Source organism: Flavobacterium plurextorum (assembly GCF_002217395.1).
Taxonomy (GTDB): domain Bacteria; phylum Bacteroidota; class Bacteroidia; order Flavobacteriales; family Flavobacteriaceae; genus Flavobacterium; species Flavobacterium plurextorum.
In genome coordinates, this window is the sequence record NZ_MUHD01000016.1 from 26805 (window position 1) to 49174 (window position 22370).

General features: G+C 30.1%; 20 protein-coding genes. 7 read left to right on the plus strand and 13 right to left on the minus strand.

Going from position 1 to position 22370, the window contains the following annotated elements:
* Positions 1-17: 17 nt before the first annotated feature.
* From B0A81_RS08785 to B0A81_RS08805, 5 genes are all read left to right on the plus strand, one after another.
* Complete coding sequence (locus tag B0A81_RS08785) at positions 18-1214, plus strand: hypothetical protein (protein WP_123922171.1); 1197 nt, start codon at positions 18-20, stop codon at positions 1212-1214.
* Positions 1211-2980 (plus strand): ATP-binding protein, encoded by a 1770-nt coding sequence (locus B0A81_RS08790; protein ID WP_089057679.1) that lies wholly within the window; start codon positions 1211-1213, stop codon positions 2978-2980. The genes B0A81_RS08785 and B0A81_RS08790 overlap by 4 nt, the downstream gene beginning before the upstream one ends.
* A gap of 24 nt (positions 2981-3004) precedes the next feature.
* On the plus strand, positions 3005-3424 hold the full coding sequence (locus B0A81_RS08795) for a hypothetical protein (protein ID WP_123922172.1): 420 nt from the start codon (positions 3005-3007) through the stop codon (positions 3422-3424).
* A 21-nt stretch (positions 3425-3445) separates the two neighbouring features.
* Complete coding sequence (locus tag B0A81_RS08800) at positions 3446-5140, plus strand: DUF262 domain-containing protein (RefSeq protein WP_089057917.1); 1695 nt, start codon at positions 3446-3448, stop codon at positions 5138-5140.
* A gap of 91 nt (positions 5141-5231) precedes the next feature.
* Complete coding sequence (locus B0A81_RS08805) at positions 5232-5906, plus strand: hypothetical protein (protein ID WP_089057681.1); 675 nt, start codon at positions 5232-5234, stop codon at positions 5904-5906.
* A 71-nt stretch (positions 5907-5977) separates the two neighbouring features.
* Here B0A81_RS08805 and B0A81_RS08810 read toward each other — a convergent pair whose 3' ends face one another.
* From B0A81_RS08810 to mnmE, 9 genes are all read right to left on the minus strand, one after another.
* Complete coding sequence (locus tag B0A81_RS08810; protein WP_089057682.1) at positions 5978-6391, minus strand: hypothetical protein; 414 nt, start codon at positions 6389-6391, stop codon at positions 5978-5980.
* Between the two features lie 36 nt (positions 6392-6427).
* Entirely contained in the window at positions 6428-6754 is a 327-nt protein-coding gene (locus B0A81_RS08815) for a helix-turn-helix domain-containing protein (protein ID WP_089057683.1), read from the minus strand.
* 196 nt (positions 6755-6950) lie between these two features.
* A complete protein-coding gene (locus B0A81_RS08820; protein WP_089057684.1) occupies positions 6951-7367 on the minus strand; it encodes a plasmid mobilization protein in 417 nt (138 codons plus the stop codon).
* Positions 7368-7575: 208 nt separating this feature from the next.
* Positions 7576-8442 carry a toprim domain-containing protein gene (locus B0A81_RS08825; RefSeq protein WP_089057685.1) on the minus strand — a complete coding sequence of 289 codons (867 nt, stop codon included), beginning with the start codon at positions 8440-8442 and terminating at the stop codon, positions 7576-7578.
* A gap of 303 nt (positions 8443-8745) precedes the next feature.
* The gene (locus B0A81_RS08830) at positions 8746-10626 is read right to left on the minus strand and encodes a hypothetical protein (protein ID WP_089057686.1); all 1881 of its coding nucleotides are present in this window, start codon (positions 10624-10626) and stop codon (positions 8746-8748) included.
* An 89-nt stretch (positions 10627-10715) separates the two neighbouring features.
* Positions 10716-11003: a helix-turn-helix transcriptional regulator gene (locus tag B0A81_RS08835; RefSeq protein ID WP_089057687.1), complete on the minus strand. Its 288-nt coding sequence runs from the start codon at positions 11001-11003 to the stop codon at positions 10716-10718.
* An 86-nt stretch (positions 11004-11089) separates the two neighbouring features.
* The gene (locus B0A81_RS08840) at positions 11090-12100 is read right to left on the minus strand and encodes a hypothetical protein (RefSeq protein WP_123922173.1); all 1011 of its coding nucleotides are present in this window, start codon (positions 12098-12100) and stop codon (positions 11090-11092) included.
* 5 nt (positions 12101-12105) lie between these two features.
* A complete protein-coding gene (locus B0A81_RS08845) occupies positions 12106-13233 on the minus strand; it encodes a tyrosine-type recombinase/integrase (RefSeq protein WP_089057689.1) in 1128 nt (375 codons plus the stop codon).
* Positions 13234-13382: 149 nt separating this feature from the next.
* Complete coding sequence (gene mnmE / locus B0A81_RS08850) at positions 13383-14783, minus strand: tRNA uridine-5-carboxymethylaminomethyl(34) synthesis GTPase MnmE (RefSeq protein WP_089057690.1); 1401 nt, start codon at positions 14781-14783, stop codon at positions 13383-13385.
* A gap of 184 nt (positions 14784-14967) precedes the next feature.
* Between mnmE and B0A81_RS08855 the strand changes: the two genes are divergently transcribed.
* On the plus strand, positions 14968-15801 hold the full coding sequence (locus tag B0A81_RS08855; RefSeq protein WP_089057691.1) for a universal stress protein: 834 nt from the start codon (positions 14968-14970) through the stop codon (positions 15799-15801).
* A gap of 67 nt (positions 15802-15868) precedes the next feature.
* Positions 15869-17641, plus strand: a complete 1773-nt coding sequence (locus tag B0A81_RS08860) for a MutS-related protein (RefSeq protein WP_089057692.1) — start codon at positions 15869-15871, stop codon at positions 17639-17641.
* Between the two features lie 119 nt (positions 17642-17760).
* Here B0A81_RS08860 and B0A81_RS08865 read toward each other — a convergent pair whose 3' ends face one another.
* From B0A81_RS08865 to gldF, 4 genes are all read right to left on the minus strand, one after another.
* On the minus strand, positions 17761-18390 hold the full coding sequence (locus tag B0A81_RS08865; RefSeq protein WP_089057693.1) for a DsbA family oxidoreductase: 630 nt from the start codon (positions 18388-18390) through the stop codon (positions 17761-17763).
* A 324-nt stretch (positions 18391-18714) separates the two neighbouring features.
* Positions 18715-19833 (minus strand): DNA polymerase III subunit beta, encoded by a 1119-nt coding sequence (dnaN, locus tag B0A81_RS08870; RefSeq protein WP_089055834.1) that lies wholly within the window; start codon positions 19831-19833, stop codon positions 18715-18717.
* Between the two features lie 107 nt (positions 19834-19940).
* Positions 19941-21626 carry a gliding motility-associated ABC transporter substrate-binding protein GldG gene (gene gldG, locus B0A81_RS08875; protein WP_089057694.1) on the minus strand — a complete coding sequence of 562 codons (1686 nt, stop codon included), beginning with the start codon at positions 21624-21626 and terminating at the stop codon, positions 19941-19943.
* A complete protein-coding gene (gene gldF, locus B0A81_RS08880; RefSeq protein WP_089057695.1) occupies positions 21626-22351 on the minus strand; it encodes a gliding motility-associated ABC transporter permease subunit GldF in 726 nt (241 codons plus the stop codon). Before gldF ends, gldG begins: the two co-directional genes overlap by 1 nt.
* Positions 22352-22370 lie beyond the last annotated feature (19 nt).

Genomic DNA, 22370 nt, shown 5'->3' on the forward strand with positions numbered 1-22370 from the left:
TGTCTAAAAATACAAACATGAGTAGGACGGCAGATTATACAATACAAGGTTTTATTTACCAATTTATTATAACATTACAAAAAATTATTGAAGATACTAGTGATTCTGAAATAACTATTGAAGGGATAATTGAAGATATTGATATTTTAACACCATTAGGTTATGAAGTTTTTCAATGTAAATATCATGAATGTAAAACAAAATTTACACTTTCAGATATTTATAAGCCTGTATTACAAATGTTGTTTCATTTTAAGAATAATCAAACAGCAGGTATAAAATATAGACTTCATGCACACTTCCCAAATGAAACGGTTGGTTCTATTAAGAAACTCAATAAAACTGAAATTGAACAAATACTAAAAAGTGAAGCAAAGGCGTATAAAATGTATACTGCAGAGCTAACAGGCTTTGCTCAAATTGATGAATTTATAGATGTATTTGAAATTCACTTTGGAGCATCCTTAGCCGATACAGAAAAATCCGTTATAGTTTCACTATCCCGAGAAGGATTTAGTACTGAAGATGCTGAAGAAATATTTTATCCAAATGCTATTCATGCAATTGCAGAATACAGTATCAAGCACATAGAAACTGAACGAATTGTAAAAAAATCTACTTTTTTAAATAATCTGAGGTCGAAAAAGAAGACAGCAATTACTCGATGGACGAGAGAATTACAATCATATGATAAATTATTAAAGCAACGAAGAAAGCAACTTCGAGATAATTTAAATATAAATTCTAGAGTAAGGCTAATTGTATTAGACAGTAATTATATTTCTGATTTTGAAACAAAAGCGTCCAATCTAATTTTAGATTTTGTAGTAAAGTACAACAATAAGATTAAACTAAATCAATGTCCTATTTTTAGTTTAATCTGTGAAGAGGATGTAATTAATTCGATTTGGAGAAAAATTGCTTCTAAAAATGTAATTCCTGTCAGAGGTATTGAAGCAGGAGTATTTGATATTAAACGATTTTTAAGAGAACCTCTTAAAAATTCAAATAGTAATATAGAATTTAAAGTAAGGTTATGCAATCATGAAAATGATTTTGACCAAGTACACGCTTCAGGAGTTGCAGATGAAATATTTATTATATCAGATAATGATTTCCCTTTTGAAATAACAAGCACTAGTAATATTGAAAAAATAAAAACCCCGGAGATAAATGAAATAAAATATCTCCTTTCACTAACAACTACATTATGAGTACAACAGAAATAGGAAAAGTTTTAGAATCATCCCCAAATTCAATATCAATTCAAATTATTAGTACGGAAATATTTGAAAAAAATAAAAAGAAACTCCAAATTGGAAAATATGTTGAAATTTCAGATGGTAATTTAAATAAAGTTGTTGCAATAATTCAGAATATTAAATCAACTTTTTCTGAATTATCATCTCAATTAAAGTTTGTTTTACAAACTCAGCCTATTGGATATATAGAAGGTGATGTATTTACTAGAGGAGCATCTTTGATACCCAGTCCAACAGAACCAGTTTTTGTAATGGAAGAAACAACGATGGATTTAATTTATAGTTCAAATAAAGATTTTAATTTTCCTTTTGGTAAGCTCGTACAAAATTATGGTGTTGATTTTAAAATAGATGCAAACAAATTCTTTGGTAAACATATAGCTTTGGTTGGCTCGACAGGATCAGGAAAATCTTGTACAGTTTCAAAAATTCTACAAGATGTTGTAGGAATAGATAATGGAAAGAACATTAATGTTGGTAATCAGAAGAATTCTCATATAATAATTTTTGACATCCACTCGGAATATAAATCTGCATTTGATCTGCAAACACAAGAAAATTTCACACTTAATAACTTAGATGTAGACACCTTGCAATTACCTTATTGGTTAATGAATTCGGAAGAACTAGAGAGTTTATTTATTGAAGGAAATGAAAACAATCATCATAACCAAGTATCACAATTTAAACGTGCAGTTATATTAAACAAAGAAAAATATAACCATACTTTAAAAGATAAAATAAATTATGATACTCCAGTATATTTTAGTATCCAAGAAGTTTATACATATATTTGGAATTTGAATCATGAAGTAGTTAGTAAGTTAGCTGGTGAAAATTGTCCAAAGTTAAGTGATACCACTTTAATAACGGATCCGGAAAAGCTTTTGTATTTTGATGATAAACTTGATTTTGTTACACAATCTACTGCCGTTGCGAATAAAGCATCTAATGGTGCTTTTCATGGAGAATTTAACAGGTTCATATCTAGACTTGAAACTAAATTATCTGATAAGAGATTGGATTTTATATTAAAATCAACTAAACCTGATGGAAATATCCACTCTACTGAAGATTTTGGAGATGTATTAAAACAGTTTTTAGGATACTTGGATAAATCTAATGTTACAATTATTGATTTAAGTGGAATTCCTTTTGAAGTATTAAGTATAACGGTCAGTTTGGTATCAAGATTAGTTTTTGACTTTGCTTTCCATTATTCAAAAATTAAACATACTACAGAAGAGTATAACGATATTCCTTTTATGATTGTTTGTGAAGAAGCTCATAATTACATTCCAAAATCAGGTGGGGCAGAGTATAAAGCTTCCAAAAAATCTATAGAGAGAATAGCAAAAGAAGGAAGGAAATACGGTTTAAGTTTAATGGTTGTTAGTCAAAGACCTTCAGAGGTTTCAGAAACTATTTTTTCACAATGCAATAATTTTATTTCTTTAAGACTTACTAATGTAAATGATCAAAATTATGTAAAAGCATTAATGCCCGAAAATTCAAATGCAATTGCAGATATTTTGCCTAATCTTAGTGCTGGAGAATGCTTGATTGTAGGTGATGCAACTTTAATTCCATCTGTAGTAAAACTAGATATGCCAAATCCTCAACCTAAATCCCAGTCTATTAAATTTCAAGATGAATGGCAAAAGACTTGGAATGATGTAAACTTTGATGAAGTAATCAAAAGATGGAAGAAGGAATAGATGTTAAAACTAAAAAAAAATGAAATGGTAATTGGGGAAATAATCACAGTTGAAGAATGTCAAAGAGGTTACATTTTAAAAGGAGTGGAAAATCATCGTGGACAAATACAAAATGGAAAGTTTGAAAGAGGGCATTTTATTGTTTTTTATGATCATCTTGATGGTTTAGATTTTCAAGGGGCAATGATTACTTCAACAGATTATCAAAATCAAAATGTCGCTTTAGCAAAAGATCATTTTTATAATGAAAATGCTTTAGGTGAGCCATATTTAGTAAATTATAAGAATTCTTATTTAGTAAAAGCAAAGCTTCATAAATTTCATCAAATGGGAGAATTTATTTTCATGGGGTTATTAACTGCTGAAGGTATTTCTTTCATAGAAGGAGTTATTGATAATTTTGATTTGATTACTTGGGAACAACATCGCTTAAACAATAATTAGTTGATAAAATTTAGAAACAAAATGAGCACATCATTACAAAATATATCTGTTAAATACTCAGACCTTTTAAGTGAAATCGAAACTGGTCAAGTAAAAATCCCACAATTTCAAAGAAAGTTTGTTTGGAGTATTAAGGATTCTGCCAAATTATTAGATAGTATTATAAAAGGTTATCCGATCGGAACATTTATTTATTGGAGAACAAACGAGCGATTAAGATCTGTAAGAAACTTGGGTAATATTTCTTTACCAGAACCAAAGAGCGGTGAATTTGTAAACTATGTACTTGATGGTCAACAGCGATTGACTTCACTGTATTCAGCTTTAAAAGGGGTGAAAATTGGAGAGGAAGATGGGAAAACAACGGATTATTCGGAAATTTATATTGATTTATTGGCCTCTGACGATGATGATGTTGTAAGTACAGATCTTGAAAATAGAACTTTTGAAAACAAAATAAAAATTACAGATTTAATGAAAGGAGGATATGCAATTTTCAAAGCCTATCCTGACGAACATCATGAAAAACTAGATTACTATAGAAATGTTCTGACAGGTTACACTTTTTCAATAATAAACCTTAAAAATGCTCAAATAGATGTCGCTACTGAAGTATTTACAAGATTGAATGTGGGAGGTAAATCGTTGTCCCTTTTTGAAATTATGGTAGCCAAAACTTATCATATTTTCGAATATAAAAAAGGCAACTCTACTGAAGAGGAAATTTTTGATTTATCAGTAAAATATGAAGAACTTTCGTCTGAATTAAGCGCAAGTCATTATGATACTATTCCTTCAGCAACTATTCTTCAAGTTATATCTATTTTATTGGAAAAAGATTGCACTAGAAAAACAATCTTAAAATTAGACAAGATGGCTTTCATTAATATTTGGGATGAAGCTGTTAATTGTATAAAAAGTAGTATTGATTTTTTTAGAAGTTACGGCATTGTTGTTGGTAGAATTTTGCCATATAATGCCTTAATCGTTCCATTTAGTTACTTTTTCTTCAAACATAAACACAATCCTACTGGTGAAATGAAAAAAAGATTAGAAGATTTCTTTTGGAGGGTTTCATTGGGTTTTAGATATTCTTCGGGTGTAGAAGGTAAATTAGTACAGGATATAGCAAAAATTGATAAAATAATTGCAAATGAGCTACCAAGGTACGAATGGGCGGTTATAATTAATAAAGAATTTGTCGAATCTCATGGTTGGTTTAGTACTGGTAAATCTTTCAATAAGGCAATTTTATGTTTATTCGCAAAACAAAAACCAAAATCATTTGATAATAATTTGGATGTTATTATAGACAACAGTTGGTTAAAAATTGCTTCAAGTAAAAATTATCATCATTTTTTTCCTAAGGCATGGATGAATAAAAACAAAAAGGAGAAAGAGTACTTTTTTGTTAATCATATTGTGAATATCACTATCGTTGATGGTTTTTTGAATAAAAATGTAATAAAAGCTAAAAGCCCAGGAGTTTACATGAAAAGCTTTAATTCAAAAAATGATGAGTTAGCGGAAACTATGAAAACTCATTTTATTGATATTGATAAAGATGGTATTTGGGAGAATGATTTTGATTTGTTTTACGATAACCGATTAAAACGAATTGCAAATGCTTTAAATAAGATGATTATTCCGCAAGATGTTGCAAATAATGAACTTGAGGTTTATGAAGATGTCGAAGAGATAGTCGAGGAAATATAGCTTGAAAATGATTAATAATGTAAGGTTAGACTATTCTAAATAGCAGCTTGACATAGATTGAAATTAAAAATTTTAATAAAACATAAATAATATGGCCGAATATAGAATTTCCATTAATCAATTGGCAACATTTTCAAAAGTATCTGATGCAAAAAAAAGGGCTATTGTTAAGCAGCAGAAAAATCCACCAGCTATTTTAGTTGGTAGATACGCTATGGCAAAAGCTAGAATTAAAAAAGCTATAGGAAATGGAGGAGATATTGTACCTGTTTTACAAGGTATTGAAGAACTCAAACAAAGGAATCCAGATACTCCGTGGAAGAAGAACGACAAAACGGTTTCGATTGATGCTATGGAACGTTATATTAAAATGACCTTACCAAGCATTTTGAAAGAACATAAATATGAAATAATAGCAAAACAAAAGGTAAGATCATTTTATGTGGCTGATGTTGAGATATTAGTTTCTCCTGATTTAATAATTAAGGTTTTAATAGACAGTAAGTGGTTTTTGGGTGGACTAAAGTTACATGTATCTAAATCAGAGTTATTTGATAGAGATCAATCTAAATATGTCGCAACTTGTATTTATCAGTATCTCGATTTAATTTTTGAAGATCAAGAAATAATCATTTTACCTGAATTATGTTTTTCGGTTGATGTTTTTGCGGACAGTATTATTTCTGCACCAAAAAAAATTGAAAAAACTTTGGAAGAAATTGAAACTATGTGCATGGAAATAAAAAAAATTTGGCCAAATGTTTAATTTTAAAAAAAAATTACGTAATAAATTATCTGATAATCTTCAATCAAAATTCCTGATATATTTTTTATTAATTATTTAAAATCGTATGTCATCTTTTCAATTTCCTGATTCAAAAAAGTATCAAACAAATTATTATACCTAAAATCAGTCAAATATTCGTCTTCAATTTCATTCTCATATTCAGCAGTAAATTTTTCCAATGCAAAAGATGAAAATAAAAATTGATATTCTGTTTTAAATCTTTGATAATCTTCCGCTACGCTCAGATAGATTGTTTTCAAAGATTCAAGATTAAAGTCCTCATCTTTTTTGTCCATAGTACATTGATTTAAAAATTCCATACAATGCAATATAAATTCAGCAGCAGAAAACCCAATTCCTCGGTTGGTTTTCCATTCAGGAAAAGACATATTCATAAAATGAATGGTTTCTTTGAATAATTCTGTTCCGGAATATTCATTCATAAGTTTATAATACTGTTCCATAGTGTATTGATGTTTTTAAGCATAATTTTTCAATTATTAAACTTCTTTTTTTTGATTGAACCACCATTCATTTTTGTATTTTTTATTAAATTCTTTCAGTTCTTTTTTATATTGTTTAATATCAAAATCATAGGGTAGAGTGAGGGCGTTTAAAAAAGGTTCTATTCGGTTATAAGTAATTAATAATTTTACTAAATTTTCTACTGAAAAATTATTTCCATTCTCAATAGAACTCACGGTTTTTCTGCTTATTCCAACTTCATCTTTGATGTCGCTTTGTACAAAATCCATATTTTGACGGAGCTTTTCAAGTTTCTGACCAATTAGAAGCATGTATTCTTCTAGGGATTTTATATCTTCCATTATGTAACGTTTAGGTTATAAATTAACAAAATAATGATTATTGAGTAATATATTACTCATGTTTTTTTATGGGTTTATAGATCAAGATTTAACTGATAAGTATATTGCTATAGGACTATAGTAATGTATTACTAAAGTAATTAATTAAGCACTTACTTACTTACTTACTTACTTACTTACTTACTTACTTACTTACTTACGATAGTGGTTTACATGATTCTGGTAAGTAATTCTCTTTAGCTATATCTTCAATTTTGAAAAAAACTTCTTTTATTTCCGCAAGACTTTTTAATAACATCTCCGTTTCAATTTTGCTAAATGAATCCATTTTCCGTTCATTAAAGCTTTTTATTAATTGATTGAAGTTATTTCCAATTCTTCTAACCTCTTCAATTAAGATGTTTTTTTCGATTCTAGCATCATTATTGAATGTTACGATTCTATATTTCTTTTTTAAAAGAATATCTCTAATCATGTCGTTCATGTTGTTATAATCACTTTCAGAAAACATTATAGTTATAAGTTTGAATTCGTCTCCTGAAAATAAAATTTCTTTTCTGAAATTCTTTTTAATTTCTTTTTTTGGTCTGCCGCTTTTATTGATATTACTCATAAATAAAAAATTATATTAAAATACGACTTTGGAGTATTTGCTTTCACGTAGTGCGAGGAGTTATGATTCGTCTAAATGAAAAAATCGAAGATTTTTTCATTTAGATACGTATCTTAACACACCTCGCTAATTGACTTCATTTAAAATTATTATTCATTCCCTTTTGTTTGGATTGGTTAGTTTAAAAAATCAAAAAACCGATTTGACACTATTGATTTAGCTTCAAATGATTTGCTATCAACCATTCATTTATATCTTTGGAATCTTTATACATTAATCTAAAATCGAATGCTTCAGGATGTTTACTTTTAATGATATTGGTATATTTTTCGCCTGTATTATCATTATCTAAATAGAGTTCAATTGTTTTGTAATCTTCTAATATGTTTACATTTTTAAGTAGTAGAACTGTTGAGTTTAATATCAAATAATCAAATTGATCTTCAATTTTATTCTTCTTAACTTGCAAGAAACTGAGGTAATCGAAAAAACCTTCGAAAATCCTCAATGTTGCACTTCGATTGTCGATAAATGTCACGTCTTTTTTGCCTATACATATTTTTGCATATTTTGACCTAAGTTCCCATCCATCACTTCGATTTTTAAATCCAATTGCGAAGTATCTTTTTTGATTCACTTCATAATGAACTTCTTTTATCTGAAAATGAATAAAAGGTTTGGTTATACATCTACCTGCTAAATATTGTTTTAAGGCGATATGTTCGATTGGAACAATTTTTACTATCTGAGTTTCGCTTTCTGTCTTTTTTATTTGAGAAACAGCTGTAATTTGCTTTTGAAAAGAAAAAGAATCAAAGTTTTCTAGAAATGCCAAACCTTCGCTAATGGTACATTTTTGAAATTTTATAATTAGATCTAATGTGTTGCCACCAAATCCACTTGAAAAACAATACCAAAAATTTTTTTGTGTATTCACATGAAAGGATGGTGTTTTTTCAGTGTTTGAAAAAGGGCTTGTGAACCAAAGATCATTGCTTGTTTGTCTTACTGCATGGAATCCCAATGAATTTAAAATTGTTTCGACTGGAATTAATTTTGCTTGATACGAGTTCATGAGATAATTTTTTTATGTTTTTTTTCAATAGCAATAGTTTAATGAGAACTTTAAAAGGCTTCTATTAAAAGCGAAATCACTTCCGACCTATCCGACACTTCCTACTTTGTTTATTTTTAAGTGATTAGCTCGTAATTGTCACTTGAATTACGTCGGAAGTAGTCGGAAGTGGGCGGAAACTCAAAAATCATTTCCGACTATCTCCGACTACTTCCGACTACGTTTCCTACCACTTTTTTAACTTAAAGTATTAATGTATAATGATTTAAGTAAAAGTAGGAAGGGTAGGAAAGTAAATAGGTATTATTGGGCTAATTGTTCGCATATCTGCCATTCAATAGCATTGATAATTTCATCTTGAATCTGCAATTTTGAAATGTCAATTAAATAGCCGGAAGTATTTCTTGCGTTCTTTCCTTTTTCGTATTTAATACTGCTAACTTCTTTTAGGTAGCAAGGATCTTTTTTTATATAATCTTGTAATGCAGCTTTATTTGGAGCTGTTTCTCTGTATTGTTGCATCCACTGTCTTTGTATTTTGTTGTAACAGCTAGTAAATTGAAAACAAAGGTTATTCCCGTCTAATCTGAGGTCTCTGAATACAACAATCCTATCATCTTTTATACCACGCATAGAAGCTAAAAAGCAATCCCAAAACTTGGTACTAATGCTTGAAGAATTTAGCTTTCTAGTTTGGTTTTCGGTACATTTTTCAAAATGTTTGATCATTTCGTTATAGGTGAATGGAAATACAATTAAATCTTTGAAAATGTCATATATAGAACCAAGAACAGCAAGATTACTGATTACTCTAGTATGTTTAACATCAAATTTTGGTATGAAATTTTCTTTACATTGCCTGAATTTACTTTTAAAAGTGGTCTCAACCAATGAGCGATGCATTAATAATGTATCTGTAAAATGACTGACTCCTTTTTTAGTGTAGTCTTTTAAGATATCGTAATTTTTAGTCTCTTCTAGAGTAAATGCTTTCGATTGAAATTCGAGCCATAATAGTCTTGATATTAAAGCTTCGGATTCAGGATATTCATTTCCGGTCAATAAAGTTGAAGATAAAATAGGTACAGTGTCCGTACTCACTTTGGTTTCAATTGTTCCAAATTCATATCCACGTCGATCCCAAAAACCTTTTATGGTTCCATCTAGTTTAGTATCTCCACGTTTGTACTCTGATAAATGACAAATAATATTTGTAAACTGAGCAAATTTTCTAATTTGTCCTTTTAGTGTTGATGCACCTCCTTCTAAATTTATTGCAGATTGAGGTATACCAAAGAAGCTTTGACAGCAATCAGCTAGCTGGTCTTTACCGCTAGATCCAGGACCATACAAAAAAAGAATGGGGAAGTTTCCAATTTCATTGACAATAATGTCTTGAAATATACTGCTAATGGTAAAGAGAATTGCAGTAATAGAGTAGTCTTTATGTACCTCCATCATCATTTGAAGGTAAGAACTTATAGACACATCAGATTCAATCGTAATCATTTTTTTCTGAGGTAGAAAAGCGGACATATTATTGAAATAGATTTTGTTTGCTGAAGGTACATAGAACGATTTATTGTTGTAAGTAAAAATGCCGTTCTCGTCTATTGCTAAACTTTCTCCGTTTAACAAATTGACTTTGTTATTCCACAGCCAGAATTTAAAGCCAACTTGATAACCTAAACTATCGATCTTATGTCCATTACCCATCTTGTCAAATAAATAGGATTTTAGCATTTTAAAATCTAAAGCATTGCCCGTAAATAAAAAATTTCCTTGACGAGCGATACAGTTTTCAAAACTTCCAAGCGTATTGAATAGATCTGAAGGTATATCAAAAATCTTTTCTAAATTAAATACGTTTTTAACTTTCAAAAGTTTTATTGGAAATTTTTCGTCCTGAATGTGTTGCAAAATTTTAATTTCAAAATTGGAAATTTCCTGAAAATAATAAGACTCATCTTCGTCTTTATCTTTTTTTCTTCTGATATAGATTCTATTGTCTGACATAAAGATTTTATATTTTTTTATGTCATTTTCTATGTCTTTAAAATCGGCAGTGACATAATAAGGTAAATCAATATGATGACTTAATTGATCTCCATTTTGTGATTTTTTATGGGGTATAGAAATTACCCTTGCTTCGTTGAACTGGTTGTTTTCGATTATACTATTCATTATGTAACAAAGATTTATCGTATCTTTGTCAGATACAAAGGGATTAAAAAATTAAGTAAAGCGTCACAATTTGTCGGAATTGGACGCTTTTATTTTTTATTAGAATTTGTATAATTAATTGCTTCTTTTTCGATTTGTGAAATAGATTTTGATTTGTTTTGAAGTAACCATTCGTCAATCTCTGTTTTGGTAAAAAACAGTGTTCGGTTATTTGGTTTTGAATAGGGTAAGATGTTTGTATGGACCAATTTGTATACATAACTTTTTGAAAACCCCGTATAATTTACAACATCATCTACTGTGAAGATTTGTTTGTTTGTCCCAATAATAAGTTTCTCGATTTGAGTTAGTTTTTGAATAATAGCATTGCTTTCCATAAGTGATTTGTTTTATCGTTATGGTAGCAAATGTCAATAAAGGAAAATAGAAAAAGGTTAAAGGGTTAAGACACCTTAACCTTTTTCTATAAATTTTCAAAAATAGATTCGATCAATTTGTGTTTTTTAGGCAGTTTTATAATGCTTTTAGAGACTGAAGTATAAATGGCACTTGGGTTTATTTTACCATTTTTGGTCTCAATGTTTCCAGAGTAAAACATGGATGTCATTGAGATATTAGTTTTGAAAAATTGATTAATGCAGTTAATGAAATATCTAAATTGTATATTATCCATTTGAAAATGAATAATAGAGTTATGAGATTGCCAATCAAGTTTCAATACTTCAATGAATTGATTCAATGTAGTTTTGTTCTGATCTATGAACATGAATTTTTCCAAGCGAAAGTAGAATTTTTCTAAAATTTCATCATTTGTGGTTAAATTGTAATTCCCAGTCTTACAGATAGAACTGGATAGGATAGAGATTTTTTCGTGAATTCTTTTATATAATTGTTGAAGTACTATTTCATAATTTTCTAATGCTACTACGATCTCCATTGAATAGTTGACCTTCAGGTAATTATCGGGGTTTTCTTCATTTTCAATGTATCTACGAAAGTAATATTTTACCGTACTAACTTGTTGATGTATATCTTCAAGAATTTTATCTGATAAAATAAAAAGTTTCGTAAGCCAGATTTTTTTTGGGTACTTTTTTGTGCTTAAATAATAATTAACCAAAGAACCTACTCCTTCAGCAAAATTATGAGTAATGTAGTGGTGAAAGGTAGTTATAGGAGGTACTGTTGTATAATTCTTATCAAAATCCTGAAATGGTAAATAATCGTCATCGTAATCGTTGTCATTTAAAATTATTTTTTTGGTTTCAAAAAATAACTTCAAGGTATCTAAAGTAAAATATTCAATAGGGTGGTGGTACATTAAATGGCTCAATAAATGAAAAAACTGATAGTCATTTAGCTTTTTAATTTTCTTGACAGTGAATAAATTATTTCCCTCAGAGTTTAAATTGTCTTTTAAGGAATCTAAAGTTTTGTAATGTTTGTCTTTGAATCTGAAGTAAGAATCTAGCATGTTATTTAGATATTAATGTTAGGGATTAAGTTAGCGGCCTCTTTCATCTTAGAATCAATGATTTTGGCATAAATTTCAGTTGTCTTTAATTCCTTGTGACCTAATCGTTTTGAAACCGTATAAATATCAGCTCCATTCTCTAAAAGCAAAACTGCATTGGTATGTCTGGCACTATGAAATGTGATGTGTTTTGTTAATCCTGCTCGCATGCACCATCTTAAAATTTCAGCATTAAAATGAGCTCCGTATTTCAAGCCTTTGAAAACACGATCAGAAGGATTCTCTCTTTCTCCGAGAAGTTTTCTTGCTTCTACAGAAATATATAAATATTCTACCCCGTCGGTTTTTTCTTGTCTAAAATTTACTCGGCTAATATCTCCTTCATCTCTAACTTCTTTCCAAACGAGTGTATTGATATCAGACCATCTAAGACCAACCAGACAAGAAAAGATAAAAGCTCTTTTAAGGACATCGTGTTTACAATAAGCTTTACTCATTGATACTAACTCATTATAAGTTAGATATTCTCTTTGGCTTTCTCCTTGCTCGAATCCTTTTACTTTTTTGACTGGATTTGTAGTAAGATAGCCATCTTCAAAAGCAGAGCGTATCGCTGCTTTGAATTTATTATAGTATGAGTACTTAGAGTTTTGGGATAATGGAAGATCGCTTTTGGTTTTAGCATCTTTATCCAGGTAATTTCTGTATGCTTTTACAAATTCTTCGTCTACTTCATTAAAAGTTGTATTTGGACTACAGAATCGTTTTAAGTGTAGAAAAGAAGCTGTCCAGTTTCCGTAATTCTTTGGGGAGTCAACTCGTTCTTCGGCTTGATTGCTATAGTATTCTAAAAATAGAGTTTTAGATTTTGTATTGTTTTTAATATCAAATTTGCCCTGAAAGTATTCAGCTTTTCTGATTGAAAGTATCTGCTCGCCTAAAACCTCTATCTCCTTATTCTCTTTTTTTTCATTAGCAGTTTTTGGTTCTTGATATGGATATAGTTTTAAATATTCAAAATCTCTCAAATGAACACGTTTGCCTGCTGCGTTAACGGTTGATCCTTTGTAATATTCTAGATATAAACTATATCTGCCATTTTGTAATTTTTTCTTCTTTAAACTGATTATCATAAGGTGTACATTTTTACACCTTATTTTTGATAAGGTGTACGAGGAGTGTAACAAATGTACAAACTAAAGATAATATTAGAAAGTAAAAATCAAGCTAAATCAATGGCAGTCAAGTAAGAGAAAGTATTAGAAACTTAAAGAAAGTGTATTTACTTCCCGATGCAAAAGTTAGCAAAAATATTCCCTAACAATTCATCATTAGAAACCTGACCAGTAATCAATCCAAATTGGTACAAAGCTTCACGGATATCAAGCGCAATAAGATCGCTTGAAAGATTGGTTTCAAGACCGTATTTTACTTTTTGTATCTCATCTAAAGCTTTAAGTAAAGAATCGTAATGTCTTGTATTTGTAACTATAGTTTCATTGTTACGAAGCGCTCCAGTATTTACAAAAGAAAGCAATTCATTCTTTAAATCTTCAACACCAATTTTCTCTTTAGCAGATATCAATAAAAGTTTTGCATTTAAATTTTCAAGCTTAGTTGTAATGTTTGAAACTTCATCAGCAGACAATATATCTTTTTTATTTACAACAATTACTAAAGGTTTTAGTGGATACTTATTTTTGATTTGTTCAATTTCAGAAACAAACTCAGAACTAGAAACCTGGAACTTTAAACCGTCAAATAAATAGATCACAACCTGAGCCTGATCAATTTTTTCGAAAGTTTTTTTGATTCCAATGCTTTCAACAACATCTTTAGTTTCGCGAATTCCAGCAGTATCTATAAAACGAAAACCAATACCGCCAATCACCAATTCGTCTTCAATAGTATCACGAGTTGTTCCTGCAATGTCTGAGACAATTGCACGTTCTTCGTTTAATAAAGCATTCAACAACGTCGATTTTCCTACATTCGGCTCACCAACAATTGCAACTGGAATTCCGTTTTTAATTACATTTCCAACTGCAAACGAATCAATTAAACGTTTTAAAACAAATTCAATTCGGTTTAATAACTCATGAAACTGCGTTCTGTCGGCAAATTCAACATCCTCCTCAGCAAAATCTAATTCAAGTTCAATTAAAGAAGCAAAATTTAAAAGTTCCTCTCTAAGTTTAGCAATTTCATTACTAAATCCGCCGCGCATTTGCTGCATGGCGATTTGGTGCGAAGCTTCATTATCTGATGAAATCAAATCGGCTACAGCTTCTGCTTGCGATAAATCAAGTTTTCCATTCAAAAAAGCCCTTAAAGTAAATTCTCCGGCATCAGCCATTCTGCATCCTTTTCGCAATAATAACTGAATAATCTGCTGCTGAATATAAGTAGAACCGTGACAAGAAATTTCGATAGTGTCTTCGCCTGTATAAGAATTGGGACCTTTAAAAACAGATATCAAAACTTCGTCCAGTGTTTTTTCATTATCAATAATATGACCTAAATGCAAAGTATGTGTTTTTTGCTTCGTTAAGTCTTTATTTTTAATGGATTTAAAAACAGAATTACCAATTGAAATAGCTTCAGCACCTGAAATACGAATTATTGCAATAGCGCCAGCTCCAGATGGAGTAGCCAATGCAACTATAGAATCTTGATTTATCATAGTGCAAAGGTATAAAAAAAGCAGAAATCATTAAAAGAGCTTAGTGATTGAATTATGGCAGAGAATAACTTCTTTTATTTGTCCTATTAAGAAATTATTAAGTGTTAAATTCCTGATAATTATCAGGCCTTTTTGTTTTTATAATGTTTAAATTTGAGTAACAAACCTATAAAACTCAAATAAAATGAAAAAGATATTATTTCCCACGGATTTTTCTGAAGCAGCAACAAATGCGTTTGTACACGCTTTAGAATTTGCTAAGATTGTCAAAGCCGAGCTTGTTTTGCTTCATACATTTGAGATTCCGGTTTATGACAGCCAGTTCTTTCCAGAGAATTATGCCTCGATTTATAGTTCGATAGAATTGGCAAAGTTCGAAATGTTTAAAGATGAAATTCCGAAGCTTCGCGCTATTGCAGCAGAACGAAATTTAGAAGATATTGTTATTAAACACCGTTTAATGGATGGCGATTTAATCTACAATCTCAAAAATGCAGTAGAAGAAGATCAGATAGATTTTGTGATAATGGGAACAAGCGGCGCTTCTGACTGGACAAAATTCTTTACAGGATCAAATACTAATTCTGTAATTTCAGGAGTTGATGTGCCGGTTTTGTGTATTCCTGCCGATGCTAAGTTTAAGAAAATCAAAACAATTGGTTTTACAACCCGTTATCGTGAGAAAGACAAAGAAGTACTTAAAAAGATTTTGAAAATTGCAAAGAAAACAGATGCAAAAGTAAAAAGCTTATATGTAAGATCATCTGATACCGATGTTGCTGATGCAACTATTAAAGAATGGGAAAAAGAATTTGCAGCTGAGAATGTAGAATTTTTAGTGCTGCCAAGTGACGAAATAAAAGAAACTATTCTTGATTTTATTCTTTATAAAGACATTGATATTCTGACAACTATCACGCACAAGAGATCTTTTTTTGAATCGATTTTTGAATCTAGTTTTAGTAAAAAAATTACAAAAGAAGTTTCTATACCTGTTTTGATAATGCACGAAAATTGAATTCGTTCTTAAACTCAAGCTTTTTGTAAGTGTAAAACCTATATTTGTATTTCATTAAACATTAAAGATGGAATTATATCAGAATAAAGTTGAACACTTCACAAAAGTTTTTAATAAAATCAATAAAAGATACAACAGCATCAGTATTTTAAGACTGTTAAGCGTTTTTTTATGCTTGTTTATGTTGTTTTATTACATCAAAACAAATCAATTATTTTATGTTGGTTTTGCTTTTTTATCTTTTGTTGGTTTTCTTATTTTAATGAGAATCCATTCTAAATTATCCTTTAAAAAAGAGCTTACAAAAGCATTATTAAAGATCAATGAAAATGAAATTTCTTTTTTAAAAAGAGAGAAGCTTCCTTTCGAAAACGGAATCGAATTCAATGATTTTCATCATCCGTATGCTTACGATTTAGATGTTTTTGGAGATCATTCGTTATTTCAAAACTTAAACCGAACTGCTACTTTTATTGGTAAGAAAACATTAGCAGAAAAATTATTAGTTCTGTTCCCTAATGAAACAATTCTTGAAAATCAGGAGGCAATTCATGAATTAAATAAAAAGATCGATTGGCGTCAGGAATTTCATGCTTTAGCAATCGTCAGCAACGATTCTAAAAGTTCTTATGAATCATTACTTCATTGGAATTCATTTAAAAATAATACTTTACCTAAAGTTTTAATTGCACTTTCAGTTATTCTTCCAACTCTTTTTTTCGGCTTTTTGATTGCGTATTTTATTACGTCTAAAATCATTTTGTTGTCCTATTTGACCTATATTTTTATATTCAATATGATGGTTATGGGAAAATCTTTCAAGCGAATTCATTCAGAAATTGCTAAAGCCGATAACGTTGATAAAATCATAAAACAATATAGTTTATTAGTTGAAAAAATAGAAAAAGAGACTTTTCAATCTAAGAAATTAATCGATTTGCAGAAACAGTTGATTTTTAAAAATGCGACTGCCAGTACACATTTAAAACAGTTATCTGAATTGTTTTCAAGAATGGATACAATTAATAATTTGGTGACCGCAATTGTTTTTAATGGTACCTTTTTATTTAATCTTCATGTTTTAAGATCGCTTTTAAAATGGAAAGAAAATTATTCTGAAGAACTTGAAAAATGGATTTCGATTATTGGAGAATTTGAAGCTTTGAACAGCTTAGCAAATTTAGGACATAATAATCCAGACTTTGTGTATCCTGAAATTAATACGGAATACAAAATAGGTTTCGAAAATCTAAGTCATCCATTATTAAATCCGATAAGCAGAGTAGGGAATGACACGCACTTTTATCCTGAATCATTTATGATTTTAACAGGGTCAAATATGTCTGGAAAAAGTACTTTTTTGAGAAGTTTAGGAATTAATATGGTTCTTGGCGGAATTGGTTCAGTTGTTTGTGCTTCAAAGGCCAATATTCATCCACTTCCAGTTTTAGTTTCAATGCGATTGTCGGATTCTTTAGCAGACAGTGAATCGTACTTTTTTGCCGAAATTAAGCGTTTAAAACAAATTATGGACGCTTTAGAAGAACGTCCTGCATTTGTATTGCTCGATGAAATTTTAAGAGGAACAAACTCTGATGATAAACGAAATGGAACTATCGAGGTAGTGAAGAAAGTAATTGCTAGAAAAGCAATTGGTGCAATTGCGACACACGATATTGAGGTTTGTTTAACAACAAATGAATATCCAGAGATTTTAACAAATCAATGTTTTGAAGTTGAAATTAAAAATAACGAACTTCATTTTGATTATAAACTTCGCTCTGGAATTTGCAAAAATAAAAGTGCTACTTTCTTAATGCAGAAAATGGGAGTTATTTAATTTTAGATTTTAGAATGTAGATTTTAGATTTTGCTGCTCTGAACGAAGTCGAAGAGCGCAACTTTACCATATGGGAAATAATCTAAAATCTACATTCTAAAATAAAAAATCTAAAATCATTATTTAAGCCCTTCTTTAATGGTTTGAACAAAAGCTTCAACCGGTTGTGCGCCAGAAACAGCATATTTTCTATCAAAAACAAAAAACGGAACTCCTTGTACACCAATTTGATTGGCTTCGTGAATATCAGAATGAACATCGTTTAAATAAAGATTTTCATTTTCAACAACCTCTTTAACTTCTTCTGAGTTTAAACCTGCTTTTGTTCCTAATTCGATTAGAGTTTGAGCATCATTTAAATCTCGTCCTTCTGTAAAATAAGCCTTGAAGAAAATTTCTTCCATCTCGTCGCCAAGATTATTCTTTTTTGCTAAATGAATAATTCTATGCGCTGTTAGAGAGTTTGAGATAATTGCTTTATCAAAATGATAATCTAAACCAACACTTTTAGCTCGCTCTACGACACCTTTATGCATTTCTATAGATTGTTCTACAGAAATACCTTTTCGTTCCGCTAGAAAAGAGTAAACATCTTTACCAGATTGTGGTTCAATTGTTGGATCAAGCTGAAAGCTTTTCCACTCAATTTCAATTTCGTCATTAGGAAACTGTTCTAAAGCCGTTTCCAATTGCCTTTTTCCGATATAACAAAACGGACACATGATGTCCGACCAAATTTCTATTTTCATATTACAAAAATAAGAAATATTTGTTTCAAGATTCGGTTTTTAAGTTAAGGATGAAATTTAACCGTAAAGCACGCAAAGATTTGCGCAAAGAATCGCTAAGTTTTTTACAAAATTTTGCGTGCTTTGCGGTTAAATCAATACAATCTAGTAAAGTGAAATTTGAATAGAAAATATTTTAAAACTAAAAAACCGCAACTCTCAAAAAGAATTGCGGTTTCTAGGTATAAAAAATGGTTGGTTAATAGCGATATTATTTTTTTTTACAATGATATGGCTTTAATTTGAAATTAAAAAAAATCCTTGTAACAAAAAGAAGTTTTGATGTTAACTATTTAACATTACAGGCATTACCAGCATAGTAACTGTTTCGCCTTCTTCTAAACCATCAACTGGAGTAAGGATTCCAGCTCTGTTAGGTAATGACATTTCTAACATAATCATGTCTGATTGTAAGTTAGTAAGCATTTCAGTTAAAAAACGCGAGTTAAAACCAATTTGAAGATCATCTCCTTGATAATCACAAGTCAATCTTTCTTCAGCTTTATTTGAGTAATCTATATCTTCTGCAGAAACATTTAATTCAGCTCCAGCAATTTTTAAACGAATTTGGTGCGTCGTTTTATTTGAGAAAATCGCAACACGCTTAACAGAGCTTAAAAATAATGAACGATCGATCATTAATTTGTTTGGATTCTCTTTAGGAATTACCGCTTCATAATTAGGGTATTTTCCATCAATTAAACGGCATGTTAAAATATAATTGTCAAATGAGAAAGTTGCATTTGAATCGTTGTATTCAATTTTTACTTCAGCATCAGAAGCTCCTAAAATACTTTTTAAAATATTTAAAGGTTTCTTAGGCATAATAAAATCTGCCACTTGAGATGCTTTTACATCTGTACGTGCATATTTTACAAGTTTGTGAGCATCTGTAGCAACAAAAGTCAATCCTTCTGGCGAAAACTGGAAGAAAACTCCAGACATTACAGGACGTAAATCATCATTTCCAGCAGCAAAAATAGTTTTACTTACAGCAGTTGCTAAAACATCAGCAGGAACTAAAGTTACTGAAGGCTCTTCAAGATTTACAGATTTAGGAAATTCTTCTCCAGCAGCATATGCTAAAGCATATTTTCCTGAGTTAGAGCTGATCTCAACCGTATTATTATCTTCAACTGTAAAAGTTAAAGGCTGTTCAGGAAATGTTTTTAAAATTTCAAGTAAAAGTTTTGCAGGTACTGCAACACTTCCTTTACTTGTAGAATCGATTGTTAATGTAGCTGACATTGTCGTTTCAAGATCTGATGCTGAAACTGTCAACTCATTATTGTCTAGTTCAAATAAAAAGTTATCTAAAATAGGAAGTGTATTATTGCTGTTAATAACACTGCCTAAAACTTGTAATTGTTTTAATAAGTACGAACTCGATACTATAAATTTCATCGTCTTTTGTTTTATTTTTTGAAGTATTCATCAGCATTGATATGCTGAAGATACAGATTACAAATATATCGTAAACATTCTTAGTTTTCCAATTTTTTTATCAACATCTATTTACTGTATTTTCTTTTTCTTATAAATGTAAATATAAGTCCAAAAACCAGTAAAATTAGAATTGGAAGTCCGATAGTTATGAATTGTGTTGTGGTATAATTTTCATAAACTTTTTCTTTATCCAATAAAGGCAGTTCAACATCTTTGCTTCTAATGTTAATAAGTCCAGTATCGTCCAGCAGATAATTAATACAATTCATCATAAAATCTTTGTTGTCATAAAGATTCCCAGTTCTTTGATCATAACCTAATTCAACCGGCATCATGTTTTTGTCCAATTGATTTCTTGCCAAATCTCCATCAGAAATAACAATCATTTTGGTTGGCTTTCCTTTCGACTGAAATGAGTCTTCTTTGAATGGTAAAACACGATTTTCAAAAGCGGAATGGAAATTTCCTTCAAGTAAAACAGACAAGTTTAAGTATCCTTTATTGATATAATCTTGCGGAGATGTTTTTTCGGCAACAACGTTCAGATTAACTTCAGCTGGAGAACCAATTTGTCTTGAATATTGAGAAGATTGCAATAAAATAGTCTTTTTAATTCCGTTTTTCAAAGTATCAATTGGACTGGCAAAATCAAATTTTATACCTCCCAAATGTTTTACAATTGGATGTTCGGTGTTAGGGCGAACAAGCGGAGCAAATTTCCAGATAAAATCTTGATACTGCGTTGCACTTCCTTGTTCTCCTGTCGCCAGTTTTATTGGACTTCCTTGTTCATCTTTTACCAAATCAGGATTAATTCTAAATCCGTATTTAAAGAACATATCATTTAAATTCAGATCTCTCGGATAAGCTAAAATTGCGCCGGATTGATTGTATAAACTATCCATGTCTGCAGCAACTTGATCAATAAGCCATATCGTTTTTCCACCGTTTATGATAAATTGATCTAAAACCTGCTTTTCTTCATCTGAAAATCTTTCAGTTGGTTTTGAGATTATCGCTAAATCATACTTTTTAAGGGCAGCTAATGTTCCGTTTGGATCTTTAGCAACAGAGTCTAAAGTAAAAGGACCAATGTAATAACTTTCTTTAATTTGTCTCAGTAATTTGCCAATATGAATTTCAGATAATTCACCGTTTCCTTTAATAATGGCAACTTTTTTCTGTCTGTCTTTAGTGATTTTATTAATTGCATCGGCAATCGAATATTCTAAATGCTGGATAGAACCAATTACTTTTTGAGTAGTTGAAGCTCCCATTATATTTTTTAATAAAGGAATGTTGACTTCTTTATTGTTGTAAACTGCAATTGCCCAAGGAAAAACCATCGCTTGAGATTGTTTTCCTTTGTCATCAACAGTAATGTTTATTGGCGTAAGACCTTTTTGGTAAAGCGATTTTACAACGTCCATGCTTTCTTCTTCGTTTTCCATTGGATTAACAAATTCAAAAACAATATTGTTATTGTAAGCTTGAAATTCCTCTAGTAACTGTTTAGTTTCTTGTTGTAAACGACGAAAATCTGCAGGAAGATCTCCCTGCATATAAATCTTAATAGATAATGGATTTTTAACCTGTTTTACAATTTGCAAAGAGGTCTCAGATAAAGTGTATCTTTTGTCTTTAGTTAAATCGAAACGGTTAAAAAATAAGCTTCCGAGAACATTTAAAACAATTAAAACAAAAATTGTAATGCCTAACGCTTTGAGGTTTTTTTGAGTATATGGCTTCATTACGCTTTAAATGATTTTAATTGGTAAACGGTAAAGGATAAAAATAGTATTGTGATGCTTAAAAAATAAATAACATCACGAGTATCAATAACGCCTCGGCTTATACTTTTAAAATGATCCTGCATACCAAATGCAGCAATGATGCTTGAAGAACCAGGAAGTAATCCTGCTAAGCCTTGAAATCCAAAATAGAAGAAAAAACATAAAAAAACGGCAATGATAAATGCAACGATTTGATTTTCTGAAAGGGTAGAAGTAAAGATTCCAATTGCAGAATAAGAAGCTATTAAAAATAGTAATCCAAAATAAGAACCAATTGTGCTTCCCATATCAATATTTCCTTCTGGAGAACCTAAGCTTGAAATTACTTTTACATAAATAAAAGTAGGGATGATTGCCAGAATAATAAGAATTAAAGAACCAAAGAATTTTCCGTTTACAATCTGCCAAATCGATAGCGGTTTAGTTAAAAGTAATTCTAGTGTTCCTTGTTTTTTTTCGTCAGAGAAACTTCTCATTGTAATGGCTGGAATCAAGAAAATTAAAATCCATGGAGTTAAAGTGAAAAACGGAGTCAGATCAGTATAACCAGTATTTAAGATATTGTAATCTCCTTCGAAAACCCATAAAAAAAGGCCGTTGCTTATCAGGAAAATTGCGATGACCAAATAGCCGATAGGTGAGCCGAAAAAAGATTTTATTTCTCGTAAAATGATCGATTTCATTTATTTGTGTTTAATTCGT